This window comes from Thiorhodovibrio litoralis, from assembly GCF_033954455.1.
GTDB classification, from domain to species: Bacteria; Pseudomonadota; Gammaproteobacteria; order Chromatiales; family Chromatiaceae; genus Thiorhodovibrio; species Thiorhodovibrio litoralis.
This window is the reverse complement of the sequence record NZ_CP121473.1, coordinates 1,177,312-1,190,424: the sequence shown is the minus strand read 5'-3', so window position 1 is coordinate 1,190,424 and position 13,113 is coordinate 1,177,312. Positions and strand designations below refer to the sequence as shown.

The 13,113-nt window shown below is 64.1% G+C and carries 15 protein-coding genes; 6 read left to right on the top strand and 9 right to left on the bottom strand.

Annotation, left to right across the window (positions count from 1 at the left end; genetic code table 11):
- Nucleotides 1-185: 185 nt before the first annotated feature.
- Nucleotides 186-551 (bottom strand): NifB/NifX family molybdenum-iron cluster-binding protein, encoded by a 366-nt coding sequence (locus Thiosp_RS05210; RefSeq protein ID WP_201065843.1) that lies wholly within the window; start codon nt 549-551, stop codon nt 186-188.
- 280 nt (nt 552-831) lie between these two features.
- Here Thiosp_RS05210 and Thiosp_RS05205 point away from each other — a divergent pair, with 280 nt between their 5' ends.
- Entirely contained in the window at nt 832-1,176 is a 345-nt protein-coding gene (locus Thiosp_RS05205) for a DUF3127 domain-containing protein (protein ID WP_201065844.1), read from the top strand.
- A 55-nt stretch (nt 1,177-1,231) separates the two neighbouring features.
- Here Thiosp_RS05205 and Thiosp_RS05200 read toward each other — a convergent pair whose 3' ends face one another.
- Nucleotides 1,232-1,561: a nitrous oxide-stimulated promoter family protein gene (locus tag Thiosp_RS05200; RefSeq protein ID WP_242518456.1), complete on the bottom strand. Its 330-nt coding sequence runs from the start codon at nt 1,559-1,561 to the stop codon at nt 1,232-1,234.
- A 39-nt stretch (nt 1,562-1,600) separates the two neighbouring features.
- Here Thiosp_RS05200 and Thiosp_RS05195 point away from each other — a divergent pair, with 39 nt between their 5' ends.
- On the top strand, nt 1,601-1,747 hold the full coding sequence (locus tag Thiosp_RS05195) for a hypothetical protein (protein WP_242518457.1): 147 nt from the start codon (nt 1,601-1,603) through the stop codon (nt 1,745-1,747).
- Nucleotides 1,748-1,892: 145 nt separating this feature from the next.
- On the opposite strand, the gene Thiosp_RS05190 is transcribed toward Thiosp_RS05195, so the two are convergent.
- On the bottom strand, nt 1,893-2,966 hold the full coding sequence (locus Thiosp_RS05190; protein WP_201065846.1) for a Gfo/Idh/MocA family protein: 1,074 nt from the start codon (nt 2,964-2,966) through the stop codon (nt 1,893-1,895).
- A gap of 248 nt (nt 2,967-3,214) precedes the next feature.
- On the opposite strand from Thiosp_RS05190, the gene Thiosp_RS05185 reads away from it, so the two are divergent.
- Nucleotides 3,215-3,694: a PilZ domain-containing protein gene (locus Thiosp_RS05185; RefSeq protein WP_201065847.1), complete on the top strand. Its 480-nt coding sequence runs from the start codon at nt 3,215-3,217 to the stop codon at nt 3,692-3,694.
- A 35-nt stretch (nt 3,695-3,729) separates the two neighbouring features.
- Here the strand turns inward: Thiosp_RS05185 and pseI are convergent, their stop codons facing one another.
- Genes pseI through Thiosp_RS05165 form a run of 4 tightly spaced genes read right to left on the bottom strand, consistent with a single transcriptional unit; the run spans nt 3,730 to nt 7,856 of the window.
- Nucleotides 3,730-4,794 carry a pseudaminic acid synthase gene (gene pseI / locus Thiosp_RS05180; RefSeq protein WP_201065849.1) on the bottom strand — a complete coding sequence of 355 codons (1,065 nt, stop codon included), beginning with the start codon at nt 4,792-4,794 and terminating at the stop codon, nt 3,730-3,732.
- Nucleotides 4,784-5,914 (bottom strand): ATP-grasp domain-containing protein, encoded by a 1,131-nt coding sequence (locus Thiosp_RS05175; RefSeq protein ID WP_201065851.1) that lies wholly within the window; start codon nt 5,912-5,914, stop codon nt 4,784-4,786. The genes pseI and Thiosp_RS05175 overlap by 11 nt, the downstream gene beginning before the upstream one ends.
- 43 nt (nt 5,915-5,957) lie before the next feature.
- Entirely contained in the window at nt 5,958-7,031 is a 1,074-nt protein-coding gene (pseG, locus tag Thiosp_RS05170; RefSeq protein ID WP_201065853.1) for a UDP-2,4-diacetamido-2,4,6-trideoxy-beta-L-altropyranose hydrolase, read from the bottom strand.
- 3 nt (nt 7,032-7,034) lie between these two features.
- The gene (locus Thiosp_RS05165; RefSeq protein ID WP_201065855.1) at nt 7,035-7,856 is read right to left on the bottom strand and encodes a cytidylyltransferase domain-containing protein; all 822 of its coding nucleotides are present in this window, start codon (nt 7,854-7,856) and stop codon (nt 7,035-7,037) included.
- A gap of 99 nt (nt 7,857-7,955) precedes the next feature.
- On the opposite strand from Thiosp_RS05165, the gene Thiosp_RS05160 reads away from it, so the two are divergent.
- The 3 genes from Thiosp_RS05160 to gorA all read left to right on the top strand — a co-directional run bounded on the left by Thiosp_RS05160 (nt 7,956) and on the right by gorA (nt 11,126).
- On the top strand, nt 7,956-8,633 hold the full coding sequence (locus Thiosp_RS05160) for a phosphocholine cytidylyltransferase family protein (RefSeq protein WP_201065857.1): 678 nt from the start codon (nt 7,956-7,958) through the stop codon (nt 8,631-8,633).
- Nucleotides 8,634-8,804: 171 nt separating this feature from the next.
- Nucleotides 8,805-9,539, top strand: a complete 735-nt coding sequence (locus Thiosp_RS05155) for a glutathione peroxidase (RefSeq protein WP_201065859.1) — start codon at nt 8,805-8,807, stop codon at nt 9,537-9,539.
- A gap of 219 nt (nt 9,540-9,758) precedes the next feature.
- On the top strand, nt 9,759-11,126 hold the full coding sequence (gene gorA / locus Thiosp_RS05150) for a glutathione-disulfide reductase (protein ID WP_201065861.1): 1,368 nt from the start codon (nt 9,759-9,761) through the stop codon (nt 11,124-11,126).
- A gap of 2 nt (nt 11,127-11,128) precedes the next feature.
- Here gorA and Thiosp_RS05145 read toward each other — a convergent pair whose 3' ends face one another.
- Together Thiosp_RS05145 and Thiosp_RS05140 are read right to left on the bottom strand one after the other, a co-directional pair.
- Complete coding sequence (locus tag Thiosp_RS05145) at nt 11,129-12,187, bottom strand: lysylphosphatidylglycerol synthase domain-containing protein (protein WP_201065862.1); 1,059 nt, start codon at nt 12,185-12,187, stop codon at nt 11,129-11,131.
- Nucleotides 12,184-13,107 (bottom strand): lysophospholipid acyltransferase family protein, encoded by a 924-nt coding sequence (locus Thiosp_RS05140; RefSeq protein ID WP_242518459.1) that lies wholly within the window; start codon nt 13,105-13,107, stop codon nt 12,184-12,186. Before Thiosp_RS05140 ends, Thiosp_RS05145 begins: the two co-directional genes overlap by 4 nt.
- Between the last annotated feature and the right edge of the window lie 6 nt (nt 13,108-13,113).

Sequence of the window (13,113 nt, the reverse complement as noted above, 5' to 3'; positions counted from 1 at the left end):
GTGATGTCGATGCCCTTCTAATGGAGCGCCGCCCCAAAGGCCCCACCAGGCACCAGGCTTGCTGGTCAGCGTCCGAGCCAAGGCGTGCAACGCGGACGTTTGACCGTCGAGCCCGCCGCCAACAGGCTGGCGGAACTGACCGGTGACGGCTGATCACCCAGGCCGGCGTCCTCGGCGACTAGTCATCAGTGATGATCATGCGCGCAGCCGTCGGCGCCGTTGAGCTCGCCCGCCACATAGGCATCGATCGCAGCACCGACGCTTGGGCGGTGGCCGGTGGCGACCTCAATGCCGAGTTCATCAAAGAACTCGATAGCGCGGCCGCCCATGCCGCCTGAGAGCACCACGTCAGCGCCCAGGGACTTGACGAAATCCGGAATCTGCCCCGGCTGGTGCTGCTCGGCATAGGGGTTGGGGCGCACGTCGGTTGATTTCACCTGGCTGTTGTCATCCAGGGTGGCCAGGACGAAATGGCTGCAGTGGCCGAAGTGCATCGACATTTCGCCGGCCAGGCCGCGATCATCGTTCGCCGTGATGGCAATGGTCTTCATTCGGGTTTCCTCGTCTCTCGTAAATCCAGACATTCAAATTCCAGCCTATCGCCGCGGATAAGGCTCGCTGGCCAACGCTCTGCGGCTGCTTGCGCCATTGAAGCGCGAAACAGCGTCTGCCAACATTGTTGATTATCAAGCCGCGTCTGGACTCCATGGGCGTGGCAGGGCACTATGGACGCAAAATCAGGCAGCGGCCTGACCGGTTGCATCGGGGCTGAAACCGCCGCGACGGCGCCGGCAAACACATTAGTAGAGCGACAGATCGAAGGATTCTCCGATGGAAATCAGCGGCACCATTATTCAGGCCATTCCGGAAAAATCCGGCACCTCCGCGCGCGGCACCTGGCGCAAGCAGGAGTATGTGCTGGAGACGCAAGCCGATTATCCGAAGAAAATCTGCTTCATGGTGTGGGGCGACAAAATCGACGACTTTGCCATCCGCGAGGGCCAGCAGCTGCGTGTCGAGATTGACCTTGAAAGCCGCGAATACAACGGGCGTTGGTATACCGACGTGAAAGCCTGGCGGGTCTCGCCGTTACAGCAGCAGGACGAAAGCCCACCGCCGCTCGGCCCCGACGAGCCGCCGTTTTTCGACAACGGCATGGATGACGTGCCTTTCTGACGCTCAACCGCGAGCACGGGCACTGAAAAGGCACCATGCCGGCACTGAGAAAACATCAGGATCGTCGGCTGCGCCCAGCGCCTGCTGACGGCGCCGATTGCGCCCGCTTCGGGGCCCGATGCAAGACACGGCCGTCGAGAAGATGCAGCAGGGCCAATAGCGGATTTCGCCGCCAAAGTCGGGGGCCGGCATAGCGCATCACCTCACGCGTCGTCAGGGCTCTGTCGGCGGTATAACAGTTAATGCGACAGTCCAGACAGGTGTATTTCGATTCGCCGAAGGGGCAGTAATCGAGGCGACGATGCGCGTAATTGACCAGCTCCGCGCAGTCATCGCACAGACCGCCGGTTGTGCCATGGTGGTCCTGGCAATAAAGGTGAGTCATCGCCGCGATGGTTCGCTTCTCGCGACGAATGCGCGGCCCTTGCACTCTGGGTGGGCGGAGCTTTCCTCCACCTCTCGCCTTGCGAACATCGGGACCGGCTCGCGCGGCGGCCCCCTGCTCAGCATGATTGTCGGCAGCCTGGCGCGTATCGCCCGTGCCCCGATCGAGACCCTGCCCGTGATTTGACGAACCGAGACTTTGATGCCCGGAAGTCTGATGAGAACCAATCTGCTCGCTCATGCGCGCATTATGCGCGCGCGACCGAGTTCTCGCCACGACTCCAGTGGGTTGGCGGCCTGGTTGGCAACCGCCCTGGCCAGCGTCCTACTGATCAGCGGCTTGGTACCCGCAGCACCGGTGGCACCTCGCTCGGCGCCACCGGCGCCCCGCCCTGGCGATGGCTGCCATGGGCGGCGAGCGCGATGGCCAGCGCCTCGCGTCCGTCCTGGATACCGCAGGCGGGCTCGGCGCGGCCCTCAACCGCAGCGATCAGATTCTCCGCCGCCGAGCGCCAGGTGTTGAAAGGCCCAGGGTCAGGGAATTCCGCCTGGCACAGCTCCACAAAACCGGCAAAACGCATCGAGCTGCCGGGCAGCCAGAGCTCGCGCTGGTCGTTGCCCACCCGGATCATGCCGCGACTGCCAAGCAACTCGAACTCGAAGCGAAAATAGCCCTTGTCGCGCCCCTGCACCGTGGCGCGCACCCTGTCGGGAAACTCGATCACCACCAGACCGCCGAGGTCCTCGACAATGTCTTCCCCATCGAAGCGATAGCCGCTCTGCTCGGCAAGGCCGGAGTCATCATCCAGCCAGGCGCGCACCGCCGTCGGCTCCCCGCACCACAGCCGCAGCACGTCAAAGGCATGGGTGCCGGTGTGCAGCAGGTTGCTTGCAAAATGCACATTCACGGACTCAAGCGCGCCGATGCGCCCCGCGGCAAGCCAATCCCGCACCGTCGCATAGGCCGGCGACCAACGCCGGGTGAAGGCAACGATCATCTGGGTCTCGGATGCATCCAAGGCACGCGCCATCCGGTCGGCCTCCTCCAGCGAAGTGGCCATCGCCTTCTCGCACCAGATGCCGCGCACGCCCCCCTCGGTCGCAGCCACCACCATCTCGCAGCGCTCGGTGGCATAGGCGCAGATGCTCAGTAATTCCGGCCGCTCCTGCTCCAGCATCTCCTGGTAATCATCATAGAGCGGAACCTCCGGGAAAAACTCGGCAAAGGCCGCGCGACGCTCCGGGGCCGTGTCGCAGGCACCGACCAGACGCACATCATCCCGCTCCAGCCAGGCACCCAAATGCGTGCAGGGCTTGGTGCGCAAAGGGTCACGCTCCAGCAGCCAAGCCACCCGGCCAAGACCGATGAGCGCGAGGCGATATACCTTGGTCCGATTCTCTGTCATGCGGCACCATCCCTACCGGGTTTGCCAACCGCTAAAGGATGCGTCTTGCTCTTTTTCTGAGAGCCTGCGTGGCTACAGCGGTATATTTGTGACCGCTCTTGCAGTGTTCTGTTTATGCACTAAAATGAGACTTAGTGCGAAACACCCAAGCACAAGGATAACGCCAATCTTGCACTTGTTGCTCGGCCGTGTTGCCCGCTCGCACTTAAGCAATTGATCTTGGTGAACGTGCAACGAGGATTGAGAAGATGGTAGCCCGTGCGATAACTGATGAACTGATCGAAGGGATTAAGACCCTCGATCCTGAGCAGAAGAAGAAATTGCTGGCAATCGTGAAACAATGGCAACTTGGGCAACAGCGTCGCTACGAGCGCTTTGAGCAAGAATCTGCCGATGTGGGCGTTGCATGCAATGACCGAGTCTGTCTAGGTCAGGCCAAGGATATCAGCGCAAGCGGCATTTTCATCACGGTCGATCACAATTTTTCCCCGTCCGATATCGTCGATCTTGTCTTTTCCATACCAGGTGGCGAGCGACCATTCAAGCTTAAAGGCCGTGTCGTTCGCATCGCCCAAGATGGCATAGCCTTCGAGTTCGTAAATGTGACACCTTCTATCGCTCGCACTTTGGATAGCACACTTCGCACCACTAAAGCCCCTGACTCTATTGCAACCAAAGTGTCCCTAGCCCCAGCCAACCGGCTGACACAATCTGCACTGCAGAGATGACGGCGCCCGCAGCATGATCAAGCGCCTTCGGCAGATCAGTCTTCCACAAAATGCTCCCAGCGCAAGGGTGTGCCGCGCGCGAGATTGCAGGCCAGCCTGCGCCCGATCACTTGCGGGTAGGCTTTTGGCGGCAGTCCCAGGCCGGGGCGAATGATTTGCAGATGCTCGGAGGCCAGGATGGTGCCGGCGGGTAGGTCGGCGACCAGGTAGATGGAGCGGCGATGGGTGAGGGATGCCTGTTCGGCTGGCGCGCAGCCGATTTCGCCGCTGCCGAGCGCGGCTTGGGTGGCGCGGGTGTTGGTGACCAGCGCCTTGAGCTCTTCGGGTTCGAGTGAGAAGGCAGCATCTACTGCGCCTCCAACGCGCTCAAGACATAGGTGCTTTTCGATGGCGACCGCGCCCAGGGCGGTGGCGGCGATGGCGGCGGTCTGTCCGAGGCTGTGGTCGGACAGGCCGACTGGGACGCCGTGGCGAGCCGCGAGGGCGGGAATGGAGCGCAGGTTGGCCTGCTCGAGCGGCGCGGGGTAGGCGCTGATGCAGTGCAACAGCAGCAGCGAGCGGCAGCCGTGCGCGCGCAGACAGGCGATGGACTCGTCGAGTTCCTCTGCGGTGGCCATGCCGGTGGAGAGGATGACCGGCTTGCCGGTAGCGGCGACGCGCGCGAGGAGCGGCTGGTCGAGATTCTCGAAGGACGCGATCTTGTAGCAGGGGGTGGCGAGGGTTTCGAGAAACTCCACCGCGCTGGCGTCGAAGGGCGAGCTGAAGGCGACCAGGCCCTGCTCGCGCGCGCGCGCGAACAGCGCCGGATGCCAGTCCCAGGGGGTGGCCGCGCGCAGGTAGAGGTCGAACAGCCGCTCGCCGCGCCACAGGCTGTTTGGGTCGTCGATCACGAAGCCGGGGCCGTCGTGATCCAGCGTCATGGTCTCGGGCTTGTAGGTCTGTAGCTTGATGGCGTCGGCCCCAGCGCGCGCGGCGGCCTCGATCAGCGCCAGGGCGGTGTCGAGCGAGCCGCCGTGGTTGCCGGACAGCTCGGCGATGATGCGCGGCGGCTGGTCGCGGCCAAAGTGCAGGTCGCCGATGCGAAAGGCGTTATCCGTCATGGGATGACTGGCTGGATTTCTGGTCCCCGGCGCGCGGCCAGGCGGCGAGCTGCGCGTCGTCAACCAGTCGGTCGATGCCATGGCGCAGCAGGGTCAGGCCGGCGTGCACTGGGCGCGGGCGGCGGGCGGCGGTGTCACCGGCCAGCAGGGCAAGCAGGCGGCGCGGGGAGTCGAGCCCGGCAGCGATCGACAGGCTGGAGGCGCCGCCGAAGCGCGCGTTGACCTCGATGACATGGGCGCCCTCCTCCGGCGTCCAGAACGCCTGCATCATGACATGACCGATGAGACCAAGTGCCTGGCTGAGCGCCAGCGCGAGCTCGGTCAGCGCAGGGACCGACTCGACCCGGCTGGTGCAGGCCTCGCCGCCGCGAATGCGCAGCCGCTGACGGGCAACAGCCTGAAGCGGCGTGCCGTCCCAGTCGAGCAGGGCATCGACGGAATACTCGGGCGCGTCCATGGCTTGCTGCACCAGCAGCTCGGGGCAGTCCGCGCGCATGGCGGCGAGCCGGGCTCTGGTGCGGACCAAGCCGGTGCAGTCGGGCTGGCGACCGAGGCGCGGGCGCACGAAGACCGGGCGCGACGCTGTCGGCGGGCATGCACTGGACTCATCGGCGGCCAGAGCACTGGCTCCCAGGTGCTCCGGCGCGCCCAACCCCGTGGGTGCCTGGATGGTGATCCTGCCGGATGACGCCGTTTCAAGCCCCTCGGTTGACTCCCAGGCTGACTCAACCAGCGGGGGAATTGGAAACCCGTGCTGCAGGCAGAATTCGGCGAAGTGCATTTTATCGGCGCACAGGGCGAGCGCGGAGGCCGGGCTGACCAGCGCCTGGGTGCCGATATCGGCCAGAGCCGGTGTCAAGGCTGCCACGGGCGCCAGTTCGACATCGGCTGTCGGCACCAGCACGGCGATGCGTTGGCGCTCGCATAGCTCGAGAAGAGTTGGCGCCCAGTCAGGTTGGTTGCAGTGCGGCAGCAGGAATGCCTGATCGGCATCGAACAGGGCGGCGGCATCTCGGGCGCAGTCGACTGCGGTCAGGCGGCCACCGCACTCGGCGGTCGCCTCGCGCCAAGCACGCACCAAGGGCACTTTGGCGCCGCAGCTGAGCAGCAGCACATTCATCGCGACCGCTCCCAGCGCGTGCACGGGCCAGAGGGACTGCTCATCAGGCGGCCTCCAGGAATGCGCGCGGGGCGCGGATGAATGCGGCTTGACCGATCAGCTTGCAGGCATTGCGCGCGATTTCCCGCAGTCGGCCCGGTGCTTGCAGCGCGGCGGCGATGCGCGCGGCCAGTTGCTTGGCGTCGAGCTGTTCGACTGACCCGAGGTAGTCGATGGCATCGCGCGCGGCCAGATCCTCGGCGACCGGGCGCTGATGCGGCACCAGCGCCAGCACCAGCGCCGGCACGCCAAGCCAGCCGCGCTCCCATAGGCTACCGCCGGCGGCGCCGATAACCAGATCAGCCGCTTGCAGTTGCGCTGCCATGGCCCGCACTTGGCGCACCACACGCAGGCGCGGCACCTCCTGAGCCGCTGCGCGCAGCTCGCGCCAGTGCCGATTGCCGGGGCCGGCGACCAGTATCAGGCGTTCGATGCCGTCGAGCGCGCCTGCTCGCGCCAGCTGCGCCAGTGCCGCGATGCAGAGCAAGCCGGCACCTGGCGGGTCGCTGCCGCCGAAGGTGATCAGCACCCGGCGCACGCGCCCGTCGCGCGCACGCGGGCTGTGGCGCAGAAAGTCCTGGCCGAGCAGCGCATATTCCGGCCCCAGCAGCAGCCGGCAATGCGCCGGCACCAGCGGCCGATAGGCTTGAGGTTGCAGTGGCAGATTCAGATTCAACAGCAGATCACAGTCGTGCGATTTTTCTGGCCAGTCATCGATTACCAGCAGCCGGCGCGCGCACTTGCGCAACTGCGCCTGCCACTCGGCACCTAGCTGATAATGATCGACAATCAGCCAGTCGAGCGGCTGCGCGGCCAGCGCCGCGGCGCAGGCTTGCGCGTCATCAGCTGCGTCCACAGGGTCTCCGACAGCAGGAAGCGCATCAGCAGCGGCCGCCGTTAACCAGTGTATCGGCAGCCCGGCCGCCTGCATAACTGGCTTGAAGTCACCGGCATGGTCAAGACACAGAAAAACGACCTCGGCGCCATCGCGCACCAGCGCGCGCGCCAAGGCCAGACAGCGCATCCAGTGACCGGCGCCGATCGCAGGCGCGGCGTCGCAACGGATCGCCACCCGCATGCGTCAATCGCCCAGGGTCTTCTGCTGTATATGGGCGTTAAGGCGCGACAGCTTCGGGTGTCTGGCCAGAAAGTCGAGCACTTCATCGGTCGAGAAAATGCGCGACTCGTCGCCCAGCGCCTGATAGATGGCCTCGATCAGCACCCAATCGTCTTCGGTATCCAGAGTCCAGCGGTGGTGCGACAGGTCCTGGTCGCCACGGAAGGGGCGCAGGCGGAACTCTTGCGGATGCTGATAAATGTAGGGCGTGACATGCTCGAGCTGATAGGGGCGGTCGGATTTTACGCAGATGATGTCAAGCACCGCGCGGGTGAAGATGGTGGTGTCCAGACCGCGCGGCCAGGTCAGCCCACCCCACATGTTGCTCATGTAATCAAGCGGCTCGCCGGCGCCGCGCAAAAAGTGCCAGCGCTCGAGCATTTGGGTGAGCAGCTGCGGGTCATAGAGCGGACAGTCGGCGGTAATGCGAATAATGACCTGCGCCTCGCGCTTGGCCGCCGCCTGACAGTAACGCAAGAGCACATTGGCCTCGCTGCCACGAAACACAAAAGCACCATAACGCGCGGCGGCTTCCGCGACCGGGTCATCGGTGGCGTTGGTGGTGGTGGCCACCACCACCTCGTCGACCAGCGGGCAGGCAGCAACCCGACGCACCATCCAACCGATGACCGGCGTGCCGCATAGCTCCCGCATCACCTTGCCCGGCAGCCGGGTTGAGGTCATGCGCGCCTGAATAATCGCCACGACCTTCTCGCGTTTTGCCTCGGGCGCTTGTGGCGACTCGGGCAGCGCATCAATCTTGTTTTCGGGAATAGCTTTAACCATGGCAGCTTCCTCTTGAGTCAGTTACCGCTGACAGCTTTTCCCCTCCATCCCTGCTCAAGTATAGTTCCCCATCATCAGGTTTTAAGGATTCTAGTTACCATGTTTGCCGTGATCCTCGCCGCCGGCATTGGGGCGCGACTCGGTCAGCGGGCTCCGAAACCCCTGACGACGCTGGCCAACGGCCAGCGCATCATGGACCTTCAGCTGCAGCATGTCAGCCGCTTTGTCGATCGCGAACGCATTCTGGTCGTCGTCGGCTATAAAAAAGAGCTCATCATGGAGGCCCATCCGGAGCTGCTGTTCGTCTACAACCCACTTTTTGACACCACCAACACCGCTGTAAGCCTGCGCCTGGCGCTGCGCAAGACGGGCGAGGCCGACGTGCTCATGCTCAATGGTGATGTGGTCTGCGACCAGGCCGTGATCGCGCGCCTACTGCAGGCCGAGCCGTCCGCCATGGCGGTCAACCGCGCGGCGGTTGGCGCCGAAGAGGTCAAGTACGCGCTCGATGCGAGTGGCGCGATTCGCGAGGTCTCCAAGACGGTTGAGGCCCCGCTCGGCGAGGCGCTGGGCGTCAATCTATTCCGCGCCGGCGATGCAGCACAGCTGCGTGCCGGGCTTGAACAATGCGGGCCGGATGACTATTTCGAGCGCGGTATCGAGTATGCCATCGGCGCCGGTCTGCGCCTGTTGCCGGTTGATGTGAGCGATCTGCACTGTGTCGAGGTCGACTTTCCCGAGGATTTGAGTCGCGCCGATCAGGGTCTGGGTGGCTGAGAATCCCACGCCCGTTGCATCATCGGCGCCGACAATCGCCATCATCCAAACAACCGATTTTTGCCTTCGGCGGCTTTGGCCCAATATAGCCGCCAAGCGTGGGGTATTTCTCCCCGCTACGTTTTCCCAACCCAAGTTTCAACCGATCCACCAATTCAAGAGGAGAACAACATGTTTCCCGATCACACTGGCAAGCCCGTCCCGAAAGTCACCTTCCGCACCCGTACCGATCATGACTGGGCGGATGTGACCACCGACGAGGTTTTCGCCAACAAGACCGTCATCGTCTTCTCGCTGCCGGGTGCTTTCACCCCGACCTGCTCCTCCACCCACGTGCCGCGCTTCAATCAGCTGGCGCCGACCTTCAAGAAGCTGGGTGTGGATGACATCATTTGCATGTCGGTCAACGACGGCTTCGTCATGAACGCCTGGAAGGAAGACGAGCAGGCGCACAACCTGACCTTCATCCCCGATGGTAACGGCGAGTTCACCGAAAAGATGGGCCTGTTGGTCGATAAGGACGACCTCGGCTTTGGCAAGCGCTCCTGGCGCTACTCCATGCTGGTGAAAAACGGCGTGGTCGAGAAGATGTTCATCGAGCCAGAAAAGCCGGGCGACCCCTTCGAGGTCTCAGACGCCGACACCATGCTGGCCTACATGGCTCCAAGCGAGCCCAAGCCGCTGAACATCACCGTCTTCACCCGCTCCGGTTGCCCGTTCTGCGCCAAGGCAAAAGAAGCCCTGACCGAAGAAGGTCTGCCTTACGAGGAACTGGTGCTGAATCGCGACTACACCGAGCAGACCCTGCGCGCCGTCACCAACGGCACCATGGTGCCCCAGGTGTTCATCGACGGGCAGAAGATCGGCGGCTCCGACGACCTGGAAGCCTGGCTGGCCAAGCGCTAAGCGCCGCTTAACGCTAGCCGCGCGGACCGGGGGCTTTCGCCTCCCGGTCGCCGCATCCGTCAATGCATGATCGGCCAGGGATCGGGCAAGCTGCCTGAAACCTGGCCGTTCGCGGATTTGGCACCCTCCCCTATCGCGTGCGGCCATCGACCGACCTGATTCGCGGTTCGGTTCCCCGTTTCCCTCTTTCCCCGTTTGCATTCTCCTAAGGAGTCAGCCATGGAACAGCATTTCGATCTCATCGCCATCGGTGGCGGCAGCGGCGGCCTGGCCGTGGCCGAGCGCGCTGCACAGCACGGCAAAAAAGTCGCGCTGGTGGAGCCCGGCAAGCTCGGTGGCACCTGCGTTAACCAGGGCTGCGTGCCAAAAAAGCTCATGTGGTACGCCGCCAATTTGGCCGAGGAAGTGCGCCACGCTGCTGAAATGGGCGTGGAAGGGAGCAGCGGCAAGATCGACTGGGACAGGCTGACCGCCGGACGCGACAAGGTCATCAGCAACATCAACAGCTACTGGGATGGTTATGCCAAAGAGCAAGGCATCACTGTCATTGATGGTTATGCGACCTTTGTTGACAACCGCCACATTCGCGTCGGTGAGACCACCTACAGCGCCGATCACATCGCCATTGCCACCGGCAGCCAGCCCATGGTGCCGCCGGTGCCGGGCAAGGAGCTGGGCATCACCTCCGATGGCTTTTTTAAGCTGAAACAACAACCCAAAAAAGTTTGCATCATTGGTGCCGGCTATATTGGCATCGAGTTCGCCGGCATGCTCGCCGCCATGGGCTCGGACGTGACCGTAGTCGCGCTCGAAAGCCGCGTGCTGGAGGTCTTCGACCCCATCATCAGCGAAACCCTGGCGCACAACATGGAATTGGCTGGCATCAAAAGCCATCTGCCCTTCGCCGTGGCATCCCTGGAGCAACAAGGCGACAGCCTCGCCATCCGCTCACGCGATGATCAGGTGCTTGACGGCTTCAACACCATCATCTGGGCCATCGGTCGCACCCCCAACACTCGCGATCTGAATCTTGAGGCTGTGGGCATCGAACTGGAAAAAGGCGGCATCATCGCCACCGACAAGTATCAAAACACCAAGGTCGATGGCATCTATGCCCTCGGCGACATCACCGGCCGCGCACCACTCACACCCGTGGCCATCGCCGCCGGTCGCCGCCTGGCCGACCGTCTGTTCGGCGGCATGCCCGATCGGCATTTGGACTACAGCAACATTCCGACCGTGGTCTTCGCCCATCCGCCGGTTGGCAGCGTCGGCATAACTGAAGCCGCCGCCCGCGAGAGCTCGAACGAGAAGATCACCATCTACAAGACCGAATTCACGCCGATGCGCTATGCGCTCAACAAACAAGGCCCGCGCACCGCGATGAAACTGGTCTGCGCTGGTCCGGAAGAGCGCATTTTAGGCATTCACATGATTGGTGATGGTGTGGATGAGATGCTCCAGGGCTTTGCCGTGGCGCTAAAAATGGGCGCCACCAAGGCCGACCTCGACAACACTGTCGCCATCCATCCGGTCAGCGCCGAGGAGTTGGTGACGCTGAAGACACCGGAGACTGATCCCGCTTGAGGTCAGCGTTGGGGGTAGCAGCTTTCGCCGGTCTGGGGAGCGCGTATTGGCAATGCCAGAGCAAGCAGGCCAAACAGGATGCAGACGCCGAGCATGAACAGGTGCAGGTTGACGGCACCGGCGAGGGCGTCTTTGGCAGTTACTCCGAGGGGCACCAGGGCGGCCATTGTGGCTAGCTCGTAGGAGCCGGAGCCGCCGATGCCGTGGAAGGGAAGGACGGAGGACAGTTCGGCGCCCATGACGCCAGCGAGGAGTTGCCAGAAGTCGATGGGCAGGAAGTGGCCGAGCACCATGGCGAAGGCGATAAACTTTGCCGCCCAGCACAGGGCGGTCCAGGCATAGAGGCCGGCCAGGCGGGTGTTTTGTTGCGGAGCGGCCGCGGCCAGAAACGCCAGGGTGCGCTGCCAGCGGGGGCCGGCTTGGGGCAGCCGAGCGGCCCGTCGGGCGAGCGGCACGACTAGCAGCAAGAGCCCGAGCCAGAGCAGCATGGCGAGCAGCCACAGCGGCGAAGGCGCGCGCAGCCACAGGATTAGCCAGCCGATAAGACCGAGAAAATGCAGGTCGAGCAGGCGAATCCACACCAGGGACACGCCGGCACCGAGCAGGCCCTGGCCGAAGTAGCGGCGCATCAGCCAGGGGAAGACCAGTTCGCCCAGACGCATCGGCAGGAGCACATTGGCGGTGGTGTGCAGCACCGACAGACGCAGGGTGGTCGGGAAAACGCCTGCCATCAGCGGGGCGAAATAGAGCTGCACCCGCGCCGCGCGGGCTAGGTAGCTGCCGGCGCTCAGGCCCAGCAATCCGGCCAGCAGCAACGGCGGGAATTCCAACCAGGGCGCGAGCAGTTGCGGCCAGCCGATCCAAGCTTGCACCAGCGCGATGAGCCCACACAGCAGCAAGCCGCCGAGCAGCCATTCGCGCGGACGCTTGAGCCGCAGTGGCGGCTGCCCAGTGTTTTCTCCAGCGTTCTGCCCAGCGCTCTGCCCAGCGTTCTGCAAAGTCTCCAGCACAGTGGCGGCCGCTGCTTGACCACCAGCTGAAAAAGCGCCGCGTCGCGTCATCGCTTGCGACGCCGCCGGGCTTTGACGGGATAGAGCGGAGTCGCCCCCGGTGGGCGGGTCTTGAAGCGGCGGTGAACCCAGAAATACTGTTCCGGCATGCGGTGGATTTCCGCCTCGATCACCTGATTCATCAGCGTGGCGTCGGCGGCCGGGTCGCGCCCACCCAGCCCCTCAATCGGCGGCGCGAATCGCAGCTCAAGACCCCGGCCGCGCGGCAGAAAGCGCGCGAACAGCGGGATGACCTCGGCATCGGCGAGACGCGCGATGCGCCCGAGCGTGGCCACGGTGGACGCCGGCTGGCCACAGAAGGGCGCGAAGACGCCACGGCGCTTGCCGGCGTCCTGATCTGGCAGGTAGAAAAAGGGCGTGCCGCGCTTGAGCTCGCGCACCAGGCCGCGCAGATCATCGCCACGCTCGACCGGGATGCCGCCATAACGCGTGCGCCCGCGCTTGACCTGCCAGTCGACCACCGGGTTGCGAATGCGCTGGTACATGTACATGCCGGGATGCACCAGCGCGGTAAAGGCGGCCCCACCAAGCTCCAGCCCGATGAAGTGCGGCACCAGCACGATGACCGGCCGCCCGGCCGCGCAAAGGGCGTCGATGCGCTCGCGACCCTGGATACGGACCAGGCGGCGCAGGCGTTCCCGCGAGGCCGACCAGCAGATGCCCTGACACAGGGCCGCGGCCGCAAGATAACTCAGATGGGCGCGCACAATGCGCTTGTGCTCAGCGTGACCGAGCTCAGGAAAGCAGCAGCGCACATTGGTCAGCGCGACCTGCCGGCGCGCGCCCATCAGCGGGTAGGCTATAGCCCCGATGAACTGGCCGAGCGCGAATAAAAGCGGCAGGGGCAGACGGCCGAGCCCGTTGATCGACCACACCAGCAACCAGGATGGCCAGTTGCGCGGATGCTTCAAAGAAAG